Genomic DNA, 17,902 nt, shown 5'->3' on the forward strand with positions numbered 1-17,902 from the left:
CGAATCAAAACCGGAGAATTCCCGTGAGAGCGAGCCTGAGGCGAAAGATACTGGACGTCTGCGACCGCAAGATCTCCGAGAAGGGCCCCACCGTCGGCGTGTCGTTCTACGCGTTTTTCGCCAACAGAAACGACGACCCCGAACTGCTGATGGAAGCAGCGGAATGGTGGATCAGAACCCACCGCCTCGATCATTTCGAAAAGGCCGCGAAGATACGCACGATGATCGAGGGCATGGAACTCGGCTGATCAGCCGAAGTCGGCTGCCGTCAGCACATACATACTCTTGCGGGTGCGGTCATAGGCCCTGGACGCCACGTCGCGGATGGCACCGCTCTGCGTGTCGAATGTGGCGAGGTAGCCTGCCTCATTGGCGGCGGTCGCGGGCTGCATCCTGGTCATCGCATCGGCGGCAACCGAGAAGGAAATCTGGAACATGCCGTCATGGCCGACGAACCGGATGCGCTTGCCGGCTTCGTCATAGCTGCGGCTGCGGTTGGGGAAGGTCAGGCTCATGTCTTGGCCCCCGTCTTTGCCTCTGTCGTCTTGGCCTCTGTCGCGGCAGCCTTCTTGGTCACCCGCTTCTTCTTCGGCGTCGGGTTCAGGGCTTCAGCGATACGGTCGGCTTCTTCCTTGGCCAGCCGCAAACCCCTGAGCTTTGCCGTCTTGATCTCCCGGGCCTTCGCTTCGGACATGTATTCGGCGGTTGCCTTGTTTTTCTCCGCTGTCTTTTTCTGCTTGTCGACAAAGCGGGCTTCAGCTTTTTCCATGATCGTCTGATTGCCTTCGGCCATCGAACAAATCTCCCTTGGGTTTGAAATCGTGAAAGTGAACTTGTCCGATAAATAGGCACTCGACCGGCAAAATTCAATTTTTTGAATTATTTAGTCCCTTGGCGATATCACGAAACGCCAAGCCGAAATAATACTTTTATATATTTAAACGGCGCACCGAATAATTTTTGGCACTCCTATCTATCGAGTGCCAATGCGCCTATATGAGAGGCGCGGCCGCCTAAGCCGGTCCCAGAAAGAAGTTCTCATGAAGTTTCGGCCACTCCACGACCGCGTCGTCATCCGGCGCGCCGAAGGCGACACCAAATCCAAGGGCGGCATCATCATTCCCGACAATGCCAAGGAAAAGCCGCAGGAAGGCGAAGTCATCGCTGTCGGCCCTGGCGCACGCGACGAAAACGGCGCGCTTGTTCCGCTCGACGTCAAGGCAGGCGACTTCATCCTGTTCGGCAAATGGTCGGGCACCGAGGTCAAGATCGACGGCGAGGACCTTCTGATCATGAAGGAAGCCGACATTATGGGCGTCGTCGACAAGAGCGAGACGGCCGCCACCGAGAAAACCGGTGCCGCCAAGACCGTAGCTGCCAAGAAGGCCGCCTGACCGGCGCATCGCGTGTCCTTCGGGACGCCGCAAGACTTAAGCGACGACAGCGCTGCGCGTTCCGCGCGGCGACTGATCCACTCCAAATACGAACTGGATAAAAATCATGTCTGCCAAGGAAATCAAATTCGCCACCGATGCGCGTGACCGCATGCTGCGCGGCGTCGAGATCCTCACCAATGCGGTGAAGGTCACGCTCGGCCCCAAGGGCCGCAACGTCATCATCGACAAGGCCCATGGCGCGCCGCGCATCACCAAGGACGGCGTCACTGTCGCCAAGGAAATCGAGCTCGCCGACAAGTTCGAGAACATGGGCGCGCAGATGGTGCGCGAAGTGGCCTCGAAGACCAACGACCTCGCCGGTGACGGCACCACCACGGCAACCGTGCTGGCCGCCTCGATCCTGCGCGAAGGCGCCAAGCTGGTCGCCGCCGGCATGAACCCGATGGATTTGAAGCGCGGCATCGACCAGGCGGTCGCTGCCGTCGTCGTCGAGATCAAGGCGAAGGCCAAGAAGGTCAAGTCGTCGGCCGAGATCGCCCAGGTCGGCACCATCGCCGCCAATGGCGACGCCACCGTCGGCGAGATGATCGCCAAGGCGATGGACAAGGTCGGCAATGACGGCGTCATCACCGTCGAGGAAGCCAAGACCGCCGAAACCGAACTCGACGTCGTCGAAGGCATGCAGTTCGACCGCGGCTATCTCTCACCCTATTTCGTCACCAACGCCGACAAGATGCGCGTCGAGCTGGAAGAGCCCTACATCCTCATCCACGAGAAGAAGCTCGGCAATCTGCAGGCGATGCTGCCGATCCTCGAAGCGGTGGTGCAGGGCGGCCGGCCGCTGCTGATCATTTCGGAAGACGTCGAAGGTGAGGCTCTTGCCACGCTGGTCGTCAACAAGCTGCGCGGCGGCCTCAAGGTCGCGGCCGTCAAGGCGCCAGGCTTCGGCGATCGCCGCAAGGCGATGCTGGAAGACATCGCGGTGCTGACATCGGGCCAGATGATCTCCGAGGACCTCGGCATCAAGCTTGAAAACGTCACCATCGAGATGCTCGGCCGCGCCAAGCGCGTGCTGATCGAGAAGGACACCACCACGATCATCGACGGCGCCGGCACCAAGGCGACCATCCAGGCGCGCGTCGCCCAGATCAAGGGCCAGATCGAGGAGACCACCTCCGACTACGACAAGGAAAAGCTGCAGGAACGTCTTGCCAAGCTGTCGGGCGGCGTTGCCGTCATCCGCGTCGGCGGCGTCACCGAGTCGGAAGTGAAGGAAAAGAAGGACCGTATCGACGACGCGCTGAACGCAACGCGCGCGGCGGTTGAAGAAGGCATCGTGCCCGGCGGCGGCGTCGCCCTGCTGCGTGCCCGCTCCGTGCTCGCAGGCCTGACCGGCGCCAATGCCGATGTCACCGCCGGCATCTCCATCGTGCTGCGCGCGCTGGAAGCCCCGATCCGCCAGATCGCCGAGAATTCCGGCGTCGAAGGCTCGATCGTCGTCGGCAAGCTCACCGACAGCAAGGACCACAATCAGGGTTTTGACGCCCAGAACGAGGTCTATGTCGACATGATCAAGGCCGGCATCGTCGACCCGGCGAAAGTGGTGCGCACCGCACTGCAGGACGCCGGCTCGATCGCGGCCCTACTGATCACCGCCGAGGCGATGATTACCGACATCCCGGCCAAGGATGCGGCACCGGCAGGTGGCGGTGGCGGCGGCGGCATGGGTGGTTATTAAGTTCAGCCAGCTTGGGGGTGGCTTCATCGAAGCCGCCTTCCAGCCCTGACCTGAACCAGCCACGCCGGCTGCACTGAAGTTCGATACTACCCGCCGGGGGAGTCTCTCCCGGCGCGCAGGCCTCTAGCCCAGGAGACGGATCCATGATCACGTTCGTGCGGAAGCCAGAGACGGTCGTTACGACCGAAAAGACCGAGGAAAGCCGCTTCGACCGCATCCGCAGGATTGCCGCCGACAAGCACAAGAAATCCGATTCCGATACGGCTGCGCCGCCGAAGAGCGAGCCCAAACGTCCGATGTAAGACGCGGCAGCACCGCGATCAGAGCGCGACTTGCGATCGTCTGAAACAGCCGGCGGCGTGGTCGTTGACGATGCCGACGGCCTGCATCCAGGCATAGACGATGGTCGGGCCGACGAATTTGAAGCCGCGCCGTTTCATCTCCTTGGAAATACGTTCCGACAGCGGTGACGTGGCGATGAAGCCGTGGCCGTCGCTTTTGAGCACCTTGCCATCGGTGAAGGACCAGCAGAAGTCGGCGAAGCTCTCGCCACGCTCCGCCATCTCGCAGAAAATCTGCGCGCCGCGGATCGTCGCTTCGATCTTGGCGCGGGCGCGGACGATGCCGGGATCGCCCATCAGCCGCTCGATGTCGGCCGCGCCGAACCGCGCCACCTTCCGCGGATCGAAACCGGCGAAGGCGGCGCGGAAGGCCTCGCGCTTCCTGAGCACGATGATCCAGGCGAGACCTGCCTGGAACCCTTCCAGCATCAGCATTTCCCACAGCATGCGGGGATCATGCTGGGGAACGCCCCATTCCTCGTCGTGATAGGCGCGCATCAGCGGGTCGCTCTGCGCCCAGCCACAGCGGTGATGTGCGTGAACGACCATGGTGATCCTCCGTCACCCGATAGTGTGGCGAACCGGCGCCACGGTCCAGTCCACACTGCGCTGATCGATCATGGCATGCACCGGCGAATGGCCCATCTCGGTCATGATGCCGGCGGCAGCGTTGCGGCCGGCATCGGCTGAAGCCCAGAGCAGCACGTCGACAATGGTGCCGTCGTCGCGCTCGGCGATGCGGCGGGATCGAAAACCCGGCTGGCGTTTCAGCCAGGCATCGATATCGGCATTGGCGGTGATGAACTCGGCGCAGGACTGGCCGTTCAGCCTGAAGGTCGTCACTTCGATCGCTTCGGTCATGTCATCTCTCCGTTGGTGCTCAGCCCTGCGCCGTCGGGCGCACGACCAACTCGTTGACGTTGACGCCATCCGACTGGCCAATGGCAAAGCCGATTGCCTCGGCAATCGCGCTGGGCGGGATGGAGGATTGATCCAGCATGGCGCGGGCGCCGGCCTCGACTTGCGGGTTGGCGATGCCGTCGAACAATTCGGTGCGGGTGAGGCCCGGGCTGACCACGGTCACGCGAAGGTCCCGGCTTTCCTGCCGCAGCCCTTCCGACAGCGCCCTGACAGCGAATTTGGTGGCGCTGTAGACGGCTGCGGTCGGATCGACGCGGTGGCCGGAGACGGAGGCGACATTGATGATGTGGCCGGATTTCTGTTCGCCCATGATCGGCAGCACGGCGGCGATGCCGTTGAGCACGCCGCGCAGATTGACATCGATCATGCGGTTCCAGTCGTCGACGCGCAACTCGGCCATGAACGACAGCGGCATCACGCCGGCATTGTTGACCAGCACATCGATCCGGCCATGGCGTCGACGGGCCGTGGCGACGAAAGTTTTCACACTGTCGAGGTCGGTGACATCGAGTTCGTGGGAAAATGCCTGGCCGCCTTCCTGCTCGATGTCTCGCACGATCGCCGCGATCCGGTCGATCCGCCGGGCGCCGAGCACGATGCTGTGGCCGCTTGCCGCGAGGTGGCGGGCCGTGGCCTCGCCGATGCCGCTCGAGGCGCCGGTGATCAGCACCACTTTGCTGGGTGAACTCGTCATGAGAGGCTCCGCTTGTTGATTGGGAGCACGCTCCCGATGGCGGCGTTATGCGGCGAAGTGCCGGTCCGGCGTTATCGCGATCCTGCAAGATTCATGCACGATCCTGCAAAGCTCGACCGTCGCCGCTGGCCAGTTTCGCAGGATCCGATATGATTGAGGCCATGACAGCTTTGAAGATTTCAGGTGCCTTTTGACACTCGCGGGCGATCCCTATGGCGAGATGGCGTCGATCATCACCCGCTTCACAGGTGAGGACGAAGAGTGCGCGACGGCGATCGACACATTGTTCTTCAGCCGGCGTTCCTCGACCGGCAAAAGCGTTTACACCGCGCAATGGCCTTGCTTGGCGCTGGTGGTGCAGGGCGCCAAAAGCCTGGCAATCGGGGAGGAACTCCATACCTATGGTGTTGGCGACTATCTGGTGGTCTCGCTCGATTTGCCGGTCGTCTCGCGGGTGACGGAGGCTAGCTCCGAGGCGCCGAACCTCGGGCTCGGCCTGCGGATCGAGCCGGAGCGGCTGAAGGACCTGTTCGGCCGCATCAACATGGCGCCGGCCCCGCACGACATGCGAGCGGTGGCCGTCAACAAGGCGCACCCGGATTTGCTCGATGCTGTCGTGCGGCTGCTGCGCCTGCTTGACCGGCCGCGGGATATTCCGGCGATGGCGCCGCTGATCGAGCAGGAAATTCTTTATCGCGTCGCCACCGGTCCGTTTGGTCCGGCCCTGTTGCAGATCGCAATGCTCGAGACCCCGACAAACCGGGTTGCCCAGGCTGTCGCCTGGCTGCGGCGGAATTTCACGCGGCCGCTGCGCATCGAGGAATTGGCGCAGCATGTCGGCATGAGCCCGTCCTCGCTGCATCACCACTTCAAGGCGGTTACGGCGATGACGCCGATGCAGTACCAGAAGCAGCTGCGCCTGCACGAAGCGCGGCGCCTGATGCTGAGCGACCGGCTGGATGTCGGCTCGGCCGGCTACAGCGTCGGCTACCAGAGCCCATCGCAGTTCAGCCGCGAATACAGCCGGCTTTACGGCCGGCCACCGCTGCGCGATGTCACGGCAAGCCGGTAGAGGGCTTTGGTCGATCCCACGTCAGACCGCAAGATCGGTCGAGCGTGTCATCTCCGGGAGCGTCTATCTGGTGTTGTCATGGAGGCGAGACGTTGAAGACGGCACTTGAGAACTATCATGCCCGGATGCAACGGGTGCTGGACCACATAGACCAGCACCTGGATGGCGATCTGGATCTGGAAGCATTGAGCGGCGTCGCGGCGTTCTCGAAATATCATTTCCACCGGCAGTTCACATCAACCTTCGGGGTGTCCGTGCATCGCTATGTCCAGCTCGCCCGCATGAGGCGGGCTTCATACAGGCTTGCTGGAAGCGACGCCGAAAGCGTCACCGACATAGCGATGGACGCCGGTTACGACGCACCGGATGCCTTTGCCCGCGCCTTCCGGCAACGGTTTGGGCAATCGCCTTCGTCGTTCCGGAAATCTCCCGACTGGGGGGCGTGGCTAATGGCCTTCGGGCCCTTCGACAAAGCAAGGAACACGCTCATGCAGATAATCTTCGAACCAGGCGACGTGATGATCCGCGATGTGCCGCCAACGCCGGTGGCTGTCATGGAGCATCGCGGCGACCGGTCGACGCTCCAGGACACCATCCAGCGGTTCATCGCCTGGCGTAAGGCCCACGGCCTGTCGCCCCAGACAAGCCCGACCTTCAACATCTTCCGTTCCGAAAGGGAGCCGGCTATCGCGGCCGACTACAGCATGGACATTTGCGTCGGCACCGACCAGCCCATCGACCCGAATGACGGGCAGATGAAGGCCGGCGTCATTCCCGGCGGACGCTGCGCGGTGCTGCGCTATCCCGGCAATACCAACAATCTCGAGCCCGCGGCACTCTACCTTTATCGTGAATGGCTGCCGGCCAGCGGCGAGGAAGTGCGCGACTTCCCGGTCTATTGCCAACGACACCTGTCCCTCGTCGCGGAAGGGCCTCTGCACGAAGTGGTCGTTGAGCTCTTTCTGCCTCTGAAATAGCGCCGACAATAGCGGCTTGTCGCTAAGTACGGCAATCCTGATCTTGCGGCTTTCGCCGGGGATGGAATTCACGCTAGTGTCATCCCGTGGTCGTTTGGTGCAGAGCTTGCGGAAACGGAACCGCGTTCTCAGTTCGGAGACAAGCCATGTTTGCGGCCAAGGCCATCGACATCTCGGACAAGCCGGCATTCTACCGCGACCTCGCCACACAGCTGAAGGCGCTGCTCGACGGCGAAAGCGACTCGATCGCCAATGCCGCCAACACCGCGGCGCTCATCTTCCAGATGGTGCCCGACCTCAACTGGGCCGGCTTCTATTTCCTGGCCTCGGACGAGGAAATGGTGCTCGGACCCTTCCAGGGCAAGCCGGCCTGCGTGCGCATCGCTGTCGGCAAGGGCGTGTGCGGAACGGCGGTCCAGCTCGGCACCTCGATGCTGATCAAGGACGTGCATGATTTTCCCGGCCACATCGCCTGTGATGCCGATTCGCGCTCGGAACTGGTCGTGCTGCTCGAAGACGATGAAGGCGTCTTCGGCGTGCTCGATCTCGACAGCCCGCTGCCCGGCCGCTTCGACAAGGCTGACCAGGCCGGCATCGAAAAACTGGCCGCGATCTATGCCGCGGCGAGTTCGTTCGAGGATTGAGGGAAGCGACTCCGTCCTTTCGTCATCCGCGGGCGGAGCATGGAGCGTAGCGACGCAGCGCAGACCACCGCTGAAGCGAATCCCGGCCTATCGCCCCGCCTTCAGCGCGCGCGTAAACGCCGCAGCGGTCATATCAATCAGCTGCGCATGAATCTCCCCGCGTGAGCGGCCACCCCCATCATCGCACACCGGATCACCGATCTCTTCGGCCGCGATGATGGCCAATGCACCCGGCTTGCACTCGCCGAACATGCTGTAATGGCTGGCATCCTCGATCGTCGCGTAGCTGGCATTTGCAATGGCCTTGGCGATCCCTGAGGCGTCGGCGGTGGTCGGGATTTTCCCCGGCCGGCCAAGATTGACGATGGCGACCGGAACTTTGATCCCGGCGAAGCTCTTGGCGCCGAAGACATCGACTGGGGCGGGATCGACCGCCATGGCGAAACGGATGCGCTCGTCGGTGTTGTCGCGGCCGGCGGGCTGCAGATCCATGGCGTGGAGATCGACGCCGCTTTGCCTGAGCCACTGGCAAAGCGAGGCGTTGAGCAGGTCCGTATCACAATAGGCCGCCAGCAGCCTGGGGTCGACGCGGGCCCCGGCTATCGCCAGCACCGTATTGCCGCCCATGGAAAGGCCGAGAACACCGACTTTGCCTTGCTCGAGGTGATCGCTGAAGACCGTGTCCTTGCCTATCGCGTCCAGCGTCGCCGTGAGGTCGGCGGGCCGCAACCAGAGTTTCATCGTCTCGGCGGCGGATCGTTTTGGCCCCGTATTGCCCGGATGGGTGGGAGCGGCGACGACAAATCCCTGCCTGGCCAGAGGCGTTGCGATCCAGCTCAGCGCTTGCGGGTTTCCCGCCAGGCCGGCGCCATGCGACAGCAGGATCAGCGGAAATTTTCCACCTGATATTGGCGCATCACGCATGGCTGAGGTGCCGACGAAAAGCTCGCTGTCGCCAAGGCTGACCGGCTCACCGCCAGGCTGTGCCGGGTACCAGACCGTCACATCGAGATCGGTGCCGCGCTCCCTGGATGCGGCGGGAAAGTGACGAACGCCGACAGTCTCGCCGGCGATGCTCGCATTCAGCATGACTATTGTCGAAGCGATGATGGTGCAAAGCGTGATCCAGAATCTCATTTGATATCTCCGTTGCCGAAAACGCGCCATGGGCTGGCAAGTCTGGAGCCTTCGGCTCCCGGCCAGTTGACGGTCGTGTTCGGTAGCTGTGTTCATGCCGCGATATCAGCGCATTCGAACGCGGCCGGAGACCTCGAACACGATCGAGAACGTGCTTTATCGCGATTGAGTACTGTTCGACGCGAACCGCGCCGCTGGATTTCAGCCGCTCACGGGGCTCGCGAGCGAGGGCGACTGGGCGTTGCGTTCCCGCCAGGCGAGCGGCGTCATGTCGGTGACGCGGCGGAACTCGCGGTTGAAATTCGACTTGGTCTGGAAGCCGACCGTCAGCATGATCTCGGTCACCGACTGGTCGGTCTCGCTCAAGAGCCGGCAGGCCTCGGCGATGCGGTGTTCGTTGACATATTGCGAGACGTTCTTGCCCGTCGCCCGGTTGATCGCTGCTGAAATCTGGCGTGCCGGAATTCCGGCGCGGCGGGCAAGGCGGTTGAGGTTGAGATCGGCGTCGCGGTAGAGCTTTTTCTCCTGCATCGTCTCATCGACCCGGCGAAGCGTATCGGCGTCTTCGCCGAACCCTGTCGGGGGCGGAGCCTCCGCCGGTTCAGCCGCATTGAGCGGGACGTGACTTTGGCTGGCCGCCGCCGCCGCCACGCCGACAAAGACGAGGATGAAGAGATTGGCGATGCCGATCACCGTCGCCGCGCGCGCGCCATGCCCCAACGCCAGCTCAAGGGAAATCAGCACATCGACCATTCCCGACAGGCACAGTGTTACCGCCGCGGCAATGATGGCCCGATAGGCCGGGACAGCCCCGTCGAAAGGAGCAAGGCGAAGGCCGTCCGCGCCGGAACGAAGCAGCCAGAGAATGGCGGCGGCGTAGATGAAATCGATCGATATCAGCGCGAAGTCGATGGCCGCCGGCCAAAAGATCATCAGCATGACGAGGATGACGGCCGGCGTGGCGTGGATGGCGAGCCGCGCCGGCCATTGGCGGTCGCTGGTGCGGACGAGCCTGGAGACACCGGCATAGAGCAGCGACGGCATGATCGCGGCGGACACCGGGGCGATGTAGCCGACCTCGCTGATGCCATAGCCCCAGCGCAGGCCGACGAGCACCGATTGCAGCGCGCTGAGCAGGATCAGGCCAAGGAACGACAGGTTGGGCGCCGCGTCATCCCCGCGCCTGGCGACGACCCAAAGCAGGATGAACAGCAGCAAGGCGACGACGAAGGGCAGGGGAACAAACGGCATGGATCGGTTGGGCTCGCGGGCTGATGCGCGGAGCCTAGCCGATGTGGATTGATTCCCAAACTCGCTGGCAAGCCGTATCGATGTCTAGGCGAACTTCACCAGCATCAAGCTGAAGCTGCCGATGAACAGGAAGGCGCAGAAGGCCAGTGCCAGCGGGCGCAGGCCGCGCGAGCGCAGCTGCGAGATGTCGGCCTGCAGGCCCATGGCGGCGAGCCCCATGGTCAGCATGATGGTGGTGGCGAGCACTATTGCCGACTTCACTTCGGCGGGCACGGTGACCAGGCTGTTCAGCGCCACGACGGCGACGAAAGCGGCGACGAACCATGGCATGGGCGGACGCGCTGCCGACTGGTCGCCACTCCTCGTGCGCCGCGCCATCAGGCCGAGCGCGATGACCATCGGCGCCAGCATGGCAACGCGCGTCAGCTTGGCCACCGTGGCGATCTCGCCGGACTGGGTGCCGTTCTGGAAACCGGCGCCGATGACCTGCGCCACCTCATGGATCGAGGCGCCGGCCCACAGGCCAAACGCGTGCTGGTCGAGGCCGAGCAGCGGCGCCAGCAGCGGGAAGCCGAGCATGGCGATAGTGCCAAACAGCGTGATCGAGGCAACGGCATAGGTGACGTCCTCGTCGCGCGCATCGGTGACGATGTTGGTGGCGACGATGGCCGAAGCGCCGCAGATCGACGTGCCGGCGGCAATCAGCTGCGCCAGCTTGGCGTCGACGCCGATCAGCCGGCCGAGCGTGATGGTGAAGACGAAGGTCGAGCCAAGCGTCAGCGCGACGATGCCGACGCCGCCGGCGCCGATCGAGACGACCTGGCCGAGCGTCAGCTGGAAGCCGAGCAGCACGATGGCAAAGCGCAGCAGGCGCTTTTGCGAGAAGGCGATGCCGGCCTTGGCGTGCGCCGGCGTGCCGAGCACGTTGGAATAGATCATGCCGGCGACGACGGCCAGGATCATCGGGCTGAACAAGGCAAAGCCGGAGACATTGTGCGCCGAGAAGGCAACAGCCGTGATCATCGCCACCAGCACGATGCCGGGAATGACGCCGTTCCACACCAAATCGAGCCGCTTGCGGCCGGCGGCCAGATCGGCCGAAATCGTGCTTTTCGGAATATCGTTCGTGATGTGGGTGAAGGACGACAATGCAATTCTCCAGGCAAGTACCCCTGGAGAATGCCATTCCTGAACCGATCTTTCCAACGAATTGTTTTGGTTAGAATGATCGATTTTTGCGAACGATTGCTTTCATTGCGGAAGTCGGTGCCCCCTCATCCGCCTGCCGGCACCTTCTCCCCGTAGAACGGGGAGAAGGGAACTGGCCGCATCAAAGCTGCGCCGCGATCGCCGCCTTGTCGATCACCGACCAGACATTCCTGATCCGGTCGTCGAGAAACTCATAAAACACGTTCTCGCTGAACGAGACCTTCTTGCCGTTGATCGGCAGGCCGAAGAAAGTCCCCCTCGGCGTGCAGTGGAACTGGATGCGGCTGGCGATGAAGGGTGGCTCGGAGATCAAGAGCTGGACATCGAAATAGAGGTCCGGAATTTCGCGGAAATCCCGCTCCAGCATTTCGCGGTAGCCTGACAGCCCGACGCGCTCGCTGTTGTGGTGCACCTCGTCATGGACGAAGCGGTGCAGCCGCGCCCAATCCTGACTGTTGAGGCAGTCGATATAGCCTCGATAGAGGTCGGTCACGGTCACGGCGATGCTCCGGTGCTTTAGATCGGTTGATCGCGAAGATAGAAGGAACGTGGATCGAGTCCAGAGTTCTAGCCCCGATAGCGCAGCGCATCGACCAGCAGCGAGAAGGCTGGTGTCGCCTGGCGGCGGCTGGGGTAGTAGAGGTGGTAGCCGGGGAAGGGCGGGCACCAGTCGGCCAGCACCCGCACCAGTTCGCCGCTGGCAAGGTGCGCGTGCACCTGATCCTGCGGCAGATAGGCAAGGCCGAGGCCGGTCAGCACGGCATTCATGCGCAAGCCGGATGTATTGAAGATCAGCTGGCCCTCGACGCGCACCTTCGGCTCACGCCCGGCCTTTTCGAATTCCCAGGCATAGAGCCCGCCATAGGTCGGCAAGCGCAGGTTGATGCAATTGTGCGTGGTCAGGTCCTGCGGTGAGCGCGGCTTCGGCCGTTTGGCGAAGTAGGCCGGCGATCCGACCACGGCCATGCGCTGGTCGGGGCCGATGCGCACCGCGATCATGTCGCGCGCCACCTGTTCGCCCAGCCGCACGCCGGCATCGTAGCGCTCGGCGACGATGTCGGTCAGGCCGTAGTCGACGATGATCTCGACCCTGATGTCGGGATAGTCGGGCAGCAGCCTTGATATCGCCGGCCACAGCACGGCGTCGGCGGCGTGCTCGCCGGCGGTGATACGGATGGTGCCGGCGGGCTTTTCACGCAAGGCGCTCACCGCGACGAGTTCGGCCTCGATCTCGTCGAGCCTCGGCCCGATGGAGCGCGTCAGCCGCTCGCCGGCCTCGGTGGGCGAGACGCTGCGCGTGGTGCGGGTGAGCAGCCGCACGCCGAGCCGCTCCTCCAGCGCCCGCACCGTGTGGCTGAGCGCCGATTGCGAGACGCCCAGCTGAGCCGCCGCCCGGGTGAAGCTTTTTTCGCGCGCGACCGCGAGGAAGGCGGTCAGCTCGTTGAGATTGTCTCGCGGCATTGATGAGCTCTCCTCATAAGTACATGCGGGATATAGCACCTAATCCAGGCCAATCGCAGGCGCTAAATAGTGGCTATCACAATTGGCTGCCCGAAATCGGCGGCCCTGAAGTTCGTGGCGGTGATCTGCCCGGCGCCGGGAAAAGGAAAAACCATGGATATCAAGCGAAGCGGCTCGCAAGCCTCGGCGAAAGGCCCTGCGGAGTATTTCACGGGCACGGTGCGCATCGACGCGCCCTTCAAGGGCAGCGAACCCGCCCGCGTCGGCGGTGCCACCGTGACCTTCGAGCCCGGCGCGCGCACCGCCTGGCACACCCATCCGCTCGGCCAGACGCTGATCGTCCTGTCAGGCGCCGGGCTTGTCCAGCGCGAGGCTGGGCCGATCGAACCGATCCGCCCCGGCGACATCGTCTGGTTCGCGCCCGGCGAAAAGCACTGGCATGGCGCGGCGCCAACCACGGCAATGAGCCATATCGCCATTGCCGAAGCGCTCGACGGAAAGGTCGTCGACTGGATGGAGAAGGTCAGCGACGACCACTACGGGGTTTGACGCGGCGGTTCCCGGCTCCATGTCCGATACATCCCCTAGCGAAGGAAGCTCTCAATGACTGACGCCCCCAAAAGCCCGTTCTCCGATATCGCGCCCGCGCTCGGCAAATACACCGACGAGGTGCTGTTCGGGGATGTCTGGAAGCGCCCCGGCCTTTCGCCGCGCGATCGCAGCCTCGTCACCGTCACCAGCCTGGTCTCGAACTACCGGGTCAACGAGATGCCTTTCCATATGAAGCGGGCGCTCGACAATGGCGTCACCCCCGACGAACTCATCGAAACCATCACGCATCTCGCCTTCTACGCCGGATGGCCGGCGGCCAGCACCGCGATCGGCATTGCACGGAAAGTCTTCGAGCAGGCCGACGCCGAGAAGGGGTGAAGCCATGCCATGGTCGGAGGACGAACTCGCAAGGATCGCGGCGACCGACGATCTGCATATTTCGCCGTTGCGCGATGATGGCGTGACCCTGGGGACGCCGACATGGATCTGGTCGGTCGTTGTCGGCGGCGCGCTTTATGTGCGCGGCTACAATGGCCTGCAGTCACGCTGGTATCAGGCCGCGATCAAGCAGAAGGCCGGTCGCATCACCGCTGCCGGCATGGCCAGGGATGTCGGCTTCGAGGCGGTCGAGGGAACCGTCAACGACCGCATCGATGACGCCTACAGGGCGAAATACGCAGCCAGCCCCTATCTCGCGCCGATGATCGCGCCGCGCGCCCGCGCCGCCACGGTGCGGATCACACCGAAGGAGAATTGACATGCAAAAGCGCACACTTGGAAAGAGCGACCTCGAAGTCTCGGCCATCGGGCTTGGCTGCATGGGCATGAGCCATTCCTACGGGACACCGATGGAGACTGCGGATGCGGTTCGCCTGATCCGCTCGGCGTTCGAGCGCGGCATCACCTTCTTCGACACGGCGGAAGTCTATGGACCGTTCACCAACGAGGACGTCGTCGGTGAGGCGCTGCAGCCGATCCGCGACCAGGTGGTGATCGCCACCAAATTCGGCATCGACATCGCAGGTTCCGCCGGACATGAGGGTATGGACAGCCGGCCGCAGCATATTCGCGACGTCGTAGAGGCTTCGCTCAAGCGGCTGAGGACCGACCGCATCGACTTGCTCTACCAGCACCGTGTCGATCCGGTGGTGCCGATCGAAGAGGTGGCGGGCGCGGTGAAGGACCTGATCAGCCAGGGCAAGGTCAAGCATTTCGGCCTCTCCGAAGCCGGTGTGCGCACCATAAGGCGGGCGCACGCTGTGCAGCCGGTCGCCGCCCTTCAAAGCGAATACTCGCTGTGGTGGCGTGAGCCCGAGGAGGCGATCCTGCCGGTACTCGAGGAACTGGGCATCGGCTTCGTGCCCTTCAGCCCGCTGGGCAAGGGGTTCCTGACCGGCGCCATCAACGCCAGCACGACCTTCGATAGCAGCGACTTCCGCAACACCGTGCCGCGCTTCGCGGAGGAGGCCCGCAAGGCGAACCAGGCGCTGGTCGATGCGATCGTTGCGATCGCGGCGCAGAAGAAGGTGACCCCGGCGCAGGTCGCGCTCGCCTGGCTGCTGGCGCAAAAGCCTTGGATCGTTCCGATCCCCGGCACGACGAAGCTCAATCGGCTCGAGGAGAACATCGGATCGGCCACTGTCGCGCTGACGGCGGACGATCTTGCCAACATCGAAGACGCTGTCTCGGCGATTGCCGTGCAGGGCGAGCGCTATTCCCCGCAACAGGCGGCACGCATCGATCGCTGAAGCGCAAGGAGCCCGATGTCGCCGAGTGCGTGCGCGCGCTCGGCGACCGCGTGGCGATCCCGGCGGATTCCTTCGCCAGGACGGTGGTGTTCGCCATGAGCCAGCCCGAGGAGGTCGACATCAACGAGATATTGTTTCGGCCGACGGCGCAGGAGTATTAGGCCGCTGGCGGAAGCGTTGGCCCCGAACTGTTTAACGTGCAATCGCCTGAAGCCACTCGCCGGCAATTCGCTTGTCCTCGGCGGTGATCGAGTGGCCGACCGGCAGCACATGATGGGTCACCGACGCCCCTGCACGGACCAGCCGCTGAGCCAGTCGCAGGCCGTCGCCCGGCGATCTGCGGTTGTCGCTGTCTCCATCAAGGATCAGCGCGGGCGTCCCGTCCAGATGGGTCGGGAGATCGCCGGTGAACGGGGAGAGGGGACGAAACAGGACCGCCCCCGCCAACAGGCCGGGATGGGTCAGCAGCAGCGCTGCCGCCATGATGGCACCGTTGGAAAAGCCGATGGCTATGGGGCGTCCGTTCAAGCCGTAGTGGCCGCAGGCCGCTTCGATGAATTCCGCCAGCACAGGCGCCCTGGCGGCAATATCCGCTTCGTCCACTCGGCGATCTGGAAAACGATGGAAGAAGGCATGCCCGCCATCGATGGCGACTGTGCCACGGATGCCGAGCCTCGCCACCTCAGGCGCCAGTTCACCGGCCAAGGGCAGCAGCTCGAACTCGTTGCCGCCCGAACCATGGAGCAGAACGAGCGGCGCACGGATCGTATCGGTGACAGGAACGAAGCAGTGAGCGTGTGTTGGGTCGGGCATCTGCAAGGCCATTGTTTTTGGTTTTGTGAGAGACGATCTACCTTATAGCGCCGACGGCGCAGGAGTATTGAGGAGGATCGTGCCCGGATCGGGCGGTGGTGTCTCAGCTCGAAATTTGGGTTTCTGCGAATTCGCGTCTCGCGGCCGTGAAAACCTCGCGGGCCGCGTCCGCATTCATGACTGCGATGGCAAGGCCAACGACAATATCCGGCCAGGCCGAGTGCCACACAAATGCCGTGACGAGGCCGGCGGCGATGATTGCGATATTGGCTAGGACATCGTTGCGCGCCGAGAGAAATGCCGCATGAGTAAGGCTGCCGCTGTGACGGCGATAGCGAGCGAGCATGAGAGCGCACGACAGGTTGACGAGGATGGCGCCAGCCGCTGTAAGCGTTAGCGGAACGGGCGCTGGCGGAATTGGAATGTTGAATTTCTCCCAAGCCGTCCAAAGGGTTGCCAAAGCCGGGATCAGAAGTATCCCTGCCAGCGCCATTCCGAGCCGCGCTCTGTTGCGGATAGTCCAGCCCAACGCGACCATGATCAGGAGGTTGACAGATGCATCCTCCAGGAAATCGATGCTGTCCGCAAACAGCGATACCGATCGGATCCAAACCGCTACGGCAAACTCGATCCCGAAGTAACCAAGGTTCAGGATGGCAACCATCCGCACCGCTTTATTCAGCGTTCCGGTCATACTTTTGTCCATTGATCAATTGCTGTCGGTGTAAAGCATATGCTCGCCGGCCAAGAGCACTCCGCCGACGTGAGACAATAGCGATTGTACGACCGCCTTGACAGCGCCGCGCTTCCTGCGCCAGCTTGGCGCCATGTTCGCCCTCGCGCCCACCAACACCAACCGACGCCGCCCCTGCGCACTGCGGAGCGGCAAGCTGATTGCGCGACGACAAGACCCGGCACAATAAATCCGGTTCGTTCGTTTCCAGCCCCGCCCGCGACAACGCCGGCGGGGTTTTCCATGCCTGGAGCACTGTCATGACCATCAACTCTTCCATCCGGTTTCGGCCGGCCGAATCCGCCGATGTCCCGGCCATCAGGGACATTGTGCGCGCAGCCTATGCCAAATGGGTGCCCCTGATCGGCCGCGAGCCGCTGCCGATGCGCGCCGATTACGACAAGGCCGTCGCCGAGCATCCGTTCGAACTCGCCGTGGCGGACGGCCGCATCGTCGGCATGATCGAAACCATGCTCGCCGACGATCATCTCTGGATCGAGAATGTCTGCGTCGCGCCGGACGCACAGGGCAGGGGCGTCGGCCTGCTGTTGCTGGAGCGGGCTGAGCAGAAGGCGCTCGAAGCCGGTCGCCCCGAGCTGCGCCTGCTGACCAATGGCGCCTTCGAGGCCAATGTCTCGCTGTACAAGAGGAACGGCTATGTGATCGACCGGGAAGAGCCGTTCATGGGCGGCATGACGGTCTATATGAGCAAGAAATTGACGCGATAGCGGTCAATCGGAGGCATGGATACGACGATGGCTGCCAGGGTCAAACTGAAGCAACTTCCCGGGCCATACGCGATCTCGCGACTCGGAGCGGGCGACAGCATTCCCGGCTGGGCGGACGGGCCGGGCTTTGTCAGCATCACCAGGACCGACGACGAGCTTTCGATCACGTGCCTGCAGGATCGCGTTCCAGGCTCGGTCAAGCACGATGGCGACTGGGTCGCCTTCAAATTGCAAGGCCCCTTTGCTTTCGACGAGACCGGCATCGTGTTGTCGGTCATCCAGCCGCTGTCGGAAAATGGGCTGGGCATCTTCCTGGTGTCCACCTTCGACGGCGATCATCTGCTGGTGAAAGCGGCGGATCAGGAAGCGGCGAGACAGCACCTGGTCGAGGCAGGACACACGCTGCTGTAGTTTCATTCTGGCCCAAAGCGTCTGGCTCAATCACTGGGGGCGCTGGCTTAACCACTTCGGGGGTTGCGTTTGACA

25 protein-coding genes and 1 pseudogene are annotated in these 17,902 nt (G+C 63.2%); 14 read left to right on the top strand and 12 right to left on the bottom strand.

Annotation, left to right across the window (positions count from 1 at the left end):
• The first annotated feature begins 23 nt into the window (after nt 1–23).
• Complete coding sequence (locus EB235_RS14535; protein ID WP_027030301.1) at nt 24–248, top strand: DUF6500 family protein; 225 nt, start codon at nt 24–26, stop codon at nt 246–248.
• Here the strand turns inward: EB235_RS14535 and EB235_RS14540 are convergent, their stop codons facing one another.
• Both EB235_RS14540 and EB235_RS14545 read right to left on the bottom strand, forming a co-directional pair.
• On the bottom strand, nt 249–515 hold the full coding sequence (locus EB235_RS14540) for a DUF1488 domain-containing protein (protein ID WP_027030300.1): 267 nt from the start codon (nt 513–515) through the stop codon (nt 249–251).
• Nucleotides 512–793 (bottom strand): hypothetical protein, encoded by a 282-nt coding sequence (locus EB235_RS14545; RefSeq protein ID WP_027030299.1) that lies wholly within the window; start codon nt 791–793, stop codon nt 512–514. The genes EB235_RS14540 and EB235_RS14545 overlap by 4 nt, the downstream gene beginning before the upstream one ends.
• Before the next feature lie 247 nt (nt 794–1,040).
• On the opposite strand from EB235_RS14545, the gene EB235_RS14550 reads away from it, so the two are divergent.
• From EB235_RS14550 to EB235_RS14560, 3 genes are all read left to right on the top strand, one after another.
• Nucleotides 1,041–1,394, top strand: coding sequence for a co-chaperone GroES (locus tag EB235_RS14550; protein ID WP_051429634.1), 354 nt, complete (start codon nt 1,041–1,043; stop codon nt 1,392–1,394).
• A 106-nt stretch (nt 1,395–1,500) separates the two neighbouring features.
• A complete protein-coding gene (gene groL, locus EB235_RS14555) occupies nt 1,501–3,135 on the top strand; it encodes a chaperonin GroEL (RefSeq protein WP_027030298.1) in 1,635 nt (544 codons plus the stop codon).
• A gap of 143 nt (nt 3,136–3,278) precedes the next feature.
• On the top strand, nt 3,279–3,437 hold the full coding sequence (locus tag EB235_RS14560) for a hypothetical protein (RefSeq protein ID WP_167334862.1): 159 nt from the start codon (nt 3,279–3,281) through the stop codon (nt 3,435–3,437).
• An 18-nt stretch (nt 3,438–3,455) separates the two neighbouring features.
• Here the strand turns inward: EB235_RS14560 and EB235_RS14565 are convergent, their stop codons facing one another.
• Genes EB235_RS14565 through EB235_RS14575 form a run of 3 tightly spaced genes read right to left on the bottom strand, consistent with a single transcriptional unit; the run spans nt 3,456 to nt 5,091 of the window.
• Nucleotides 3,456–4,025: a DNA-3-methyladenine glycosylase I gene (locus tag EB235_RS14565; protein ID WP_027030297.1), complete on the bottom strand. Its 570-nt coding sequence runs from the start codon at nt 4,023–4,025 to the stop codon at nt 3,456–3,458.
• Nucleotides 4,026–4,037: 12 nt separating this feature from the next.
• On the bottom strand, nt 4,038–4,337 hold the full coding sequence (locus EB235_RS14570; protein WP_027030296.1) for a hypothetical protein: 300 nt from the start codon (nt 4,335–4,337) through the stop codon (nt 4,038–4,040).
• Nucleotides 4,338–4,356: 19 nt separating this feature from the next.
• Complete coding sequence (locus tag EB235_RS14575) at nt 4,357–5,091, bottom strand: SDR family oxidoreductase (protein WP_027030295.1); 735 nt, start codon at nt 5,089–5,091, stop codon at nt 4,357–4,359.
• A gap of 190 nt (nt 5,092–5,281) precedes the next feature.
• Between EB235_RS14575 and EB235_RS14580 the strand changes: the two genes are divergently transcribed.
• The 3 genes from EB235_RS14580 (at nt 5,282) to EB235_RS14590 (ending at nt 7,784) form a co-directional block, all read left to right on the top strand.
• Nucleotides 5,282–6,163 carry an AraC family transcriptional regulator gene (locus EB235_RS14580; protein ID WP_027030294.1) on the top strand — a complete coding sequence of 294 codons (882 nt, stop codon included), beginning with the start codon at nt 5,282–5,284 and terminating at the stop codon, nt 6,161–6,163.
• A 92-nt stretch (nt 6,164–6,255) separates the two neighbouring features.
• Nucleotides 6,256–7,140 (top strand): AraC family transcriptional regulator, encoded by an 885-nt coding sequence (locus EB235_RS14585; protein ID WP_027030293.1) that lies wholly within the window; start codon nt 6,256–6,258, stop codon nt 7,138–7,140.
• 146 nt (nt 7,141–7,286) lie between these two features.
• Nucleotides 7,287–7,784 (top strand): GAF domain-containing protein, encoded by a 498-nt coding sequence (locus tag EB235_RS14590; protein ID WP_027030292.1) that lies wholly within the window; start codon nt 7,287–7,289, stop codon nt 7,782–7,784.
• A gap of 87 nt (nt 7,785–7,871) precedes the next feature.
• On the opposite strand, the gene EB235_RS14595 is transcribed toward EB235_RS14590, so the two are convergent.
• The 5 genes from EB235_RS14595 to EB235_RS14615 form a co-directional block, all read right to left on the bottom strand.
• Nucleotides 7,872–8,921, bottom strand: a complete 1,050-nt coding sequence (locus EB235_RS14595) for an alpha/beta hydrolase family protein (protein ID WP_027030291.1) — start codon at nt 8,919–8,921, stop codon at nt 7,872–7,874.
• Nucleotides 8,922–9,122: 201 nt separating this feature from the next.
• Nucleotides 9,123–10,172: a helix-turn-helix domain-containing protein gene (locus tag EB235_RS14600; RefSeq protein ID WP_027030290.1), complete on the bottom strand. Its 1,050-nt coding sequence runs from the start codon at nt 10,170–10,172 to the stop codon at nt 9,123–9,125.
• Nucleotides 10,173–10,256: 84 nt separating this feature from the next.
• A complete protein-coding gene (locus EB235_RS14605) occupies nt 10,257–11,321 on the bottom strand; it encodes a YeiH family protein (protein ID WP_027030289.1) in 1,065 nt (354 codons plus the stop codon).
• Between the two features lie 181 nt (nt 11,322–11,502).
• A complete protein-coding gene (locus EB235_RS14610) occupies nt 11,503–11,880 on the bottom strand; it encodes an ester cyclase (protein ID WP_027030288.1) in 378 nt (125 codons plus the stop codon).
• 68 nt (nt 11,881–11,948) lie between these two features.
• Nucleotides 11,949–12,842, bottom strand: coding sequence for a LysR family transcriptional regulator (locus EB235_RS14615; RefSeq protein ID WP_027030287.1), 894 nt, complete (start codon nt 12,840–12,842; stop codon nt 11,949–11,951).
• 153 nt (nt 12,843–12,995) lie between these two features.
• Between EB235_RS14615 and EB235_RS14620 the strand changes: the two genes are divergently transcribed.
• The 5 genes and pseudogenes from EB235_RS14620 to EB235_RS14640 all read left to right on the top strand — a co-directional run.
• On the top strand, nt 12,996–13,391 hold the full coding sequence (locus EB235_RS14620; protein ID WP_027030286.1) for a (R)-mandelonitrile lyase: 396 nt from the start codon (nt 12,996–12,998) through the stop codon (nt 13,389–13,391).
• Nucleotides 13,392–13,445: 54 nt separating this feature from the next.
• Nucleotides 13,446–13,772, top strand: a complete 327-nt coding sequence (locus EB235_RS14625) for a carboxymuconolactone decarboxylase family protein (protein ID WP_027030285.1) — start codon at nt 13,446–13,448, stop codon at nt 13,770–13,772.
• A 4-nt stretch (nt 13,773–13,776) separates the two neighbouring features.
• Nucleotides 13,777–14,151, top strand: coding sequence for a DUF2255 family protein (locus tag EB235_RS14630; RefSeq protein WP_027030284.1), 375 nt, complete (start codon nt 13,777–13,779; stop codon nt 14,149–14,151).
• Nucleotide 14,152: 1 nt separating this feature from the next.
• Nucleotides 14,153–15,142 (top strand): aldo/keto reductase, encoded by a 990-nt coding sequence (locus EB235_RS14635; RefSeq protein ID WP_027030283.1) that lies wholly within the window; start codon nt 14,153–14,155, stop codon nt 15,140–15,142.
• Between the two features lie 47 nt (nt 15,143–15,189).
• Nucleotides 15,190–15,303, top strand: a pseudogene (locus tag EB235_RS14640) (oxidoreductase); the annotation flags it as partial.
• A gap of 31 nt (nt 15,304–15,334) precedes the next feature.
• On the opposite strand, the gene EB235_RS14645 reads toward EB235_RS14640, so the two are convergent.
• The gene (locus tag EB235_RS14645; protein WP_027030282.1) at nt 15,335–15,967 is read right to left on the bottom strand and encodes an alpha/beta hydrolase; all 633 of its coding nucleotides are present in this window, start codon (nt 15,965–15,967) and stop codon (nt 15,335–15,337) included.
• A gap of 91 nt (nt 15,968–16,058) precedes the next feature.
• Nucleotides 16,059–16,649: a cation transporter gene (locus EB235_RS14650; RefSeq protein ID WP_027030281.1), complete on the bottom strand. Its 591-nt coding sequence runs from the start codon at nt 16,647–16,649 to the stop codon at nt 16,059–16,061.
• A 299-nt stretch (nt 16,650–16,948) separates the two neighbouring features.
• Between EB235_RS14650 and EB235_RS14655 the strand changes: the two genes are divergently transcribed.
• Nucleotides 16,949–17,416, top strand: a complete 468-nt coding sequence (locus EB235_RS14655; RefSeq protein ID WP_027030280.1) for a GNAT family N-acetyltransferase — start codon at nt 16,949–16,951, stop codon at nt 17,414–17,416.
• 27 nt (nt 17,417–17,443) lie between these two features.
• Nucleotides 17,444–17,827 (top strand): ACT domain-containing protein, encoded by a 384-nt coding sequence (locus EB235_RS14660; protein WP_027030279.1) that lies wholly within the window; start codon nt 17,444–17,446, stop codon nt 17,825–17,827.
• The last annotated feature ends 75 nt before the right edge of the window (nt 17,828–17,902 follow it).

Origin of the sequence: Mesorhizobium loti R88b, from assembly GCF_013170845.1 — a bacterium.
In the GTDB taxonomy this organism is placed as follows: domain Bacteria; phylum Pseudomonadota; class Alphaproteobacteria; order Rhizobiales; family Rhizobiaceae; genus Mesorhizobium; species Mesorhizobium loti_B.

Excerpts from the sequence above, each read along its gene's own strand:
- EB235_RS14645 (WP_027030282.1), bottom strand. The coding sequence starts at position 15,967 with ATGGCCTTGCAGATGCCCGACCCAACACACGCTCACTGCTTCGTTCCT.
- EB235_RS14660 (WP_027030279.1), top strand. The coding sequence starts at position 17,444 with ATGGCTGCCAGGGTCAAACTGAAGCAACTTCCCGGGCCATACGCGATC.
- groL (WP_027030298.1), top strand. The coding sequence starts at position 1,501 with ATGTCTGCCAAGGAAATCAAATTCGCCACCGATGCGCGTGACCGCATG.
- EB235_RS14655 (WP_027030280.1), top strand. The coding sequence starts at position 16,949 with ATGACCATCAACTCTTCCATCCGGTTTCGGCCGGCCGAATCCGCCGAT.
- EB235_RS14590 (WP_027030292.1), top strand. The coding sequence starts at position 7,287 with ATGTTTGCGGCCAAGGCCATCGACATCTCGGACAAGCCGGCATTCTAC.
- EB235_RS14575 (WP_027030295.1), bottom strand. The coding sequence starts at position 5,091 with ATGACGAGTTCACCCAGCAAAGTGGTGCTGATCACCGGCGCCTCGAGC.
- EB235_RS14630 (WP_027030284.1), top strand. The coding sequence starts at position 13,777 with ATGCCATGGTCGGAGGACGAACTCGCAAGGATCGCGGCGACCGACGAT.
- EB235_RS14565 (WP_027030297.1), bottom strand. The coding sequence starts at position 4,025 with ATGGTCGTTCACGCACATCACCGCTGTGGCTGGGCGCAGAGCGACCCG.
- EB235_RS14595 (WP_027030291.1), bottom strand. The coding sequence starts at position 8,921 with ATGAGATTCTGGATCACGCTTTGCACCATCATCGCTTCGACAATAGTC.
- EB235_RS14650 (WP_027030281.1), bottom strand. The coding sequence starts at position 16,649 with ATGACCGGAACGCTGAATAAAGCGGTGCGGATGGTTGCCATCCTGAAC.
- EB235_RS14615 (WP_027030287.1), bottom strand. The coding sequence starts at position 12,842 with ATGCCGCGAGACAATCTCAACGAGCTGACCGCCTTCCTCGCGGTCGCG.
- EB235_RS14625 (WP_027030285.1), top strand. The coding sequence starts at position 13,446 with ATGACTGACGCCCCCAAAAGCCCGTTCTCCGATATCGCGCCCGCGCTC.
- EB235_RS14635 (WP_027030283.1), top strand. The coding sequence starts at position 14,153 with ATGCAAAAGCGCACACTTGGAAAGAGCGACCTCGAAGTCTCGGCCATC.
- EB235_RS14570 (WP_027030296.1), bottom strand. The coding sequence starts at position 4,337 with ATGACCGAAGCGATCGAAGTGACGACCTTCAGGCTGAACGGCCAGTCC.
- EB235_RS14550 (WP_051429634.1), top strand. The coding sequence starts at position 1,041 with ATGAAGTTTCGGCCACTCCACGACCGCGTCGTCATCCGGCGCGCCGAA.
- EB235_RS14540 (WP_027030300.1), bottom strand. The coding sequence starts at position 515 with ATGAGCCTGACCTTCCCCAACCGCAGCCGCAGCTATGACGAAGCCGGC.
- EB235_RS14560 (WP_167334862.1), top strand. The coding sequence starts at position 3,279 with ATGATCACGTTCGTGCGGAAGCCAGAGACGGTCGTTACGACCGAAAAG.
- EB235_RS14600 (WP_027030290.1), bottom strand. The coding sequence starts at position 10,172 with ATGCCGTTTGTTCCCCTGCCCTTCGTCGTCGCCTTGCTGCTGTTCATC.
- EB235_RS14545 (WP_027030299.1), bottom strand. The coding sequence starts at position 793 with ATGGCCGAAGGCAATCAGACGATCATGGAAAAAGCTGAAGCCCGCTTT.
- EB235_RS14620 (WP_027030286.1), top strand. The coding sequence starts at position 12,996 with ATGGATATCAAGCGAAGCGGCTCGCAAGCCTCGGCGAAAGGCCCTGCG.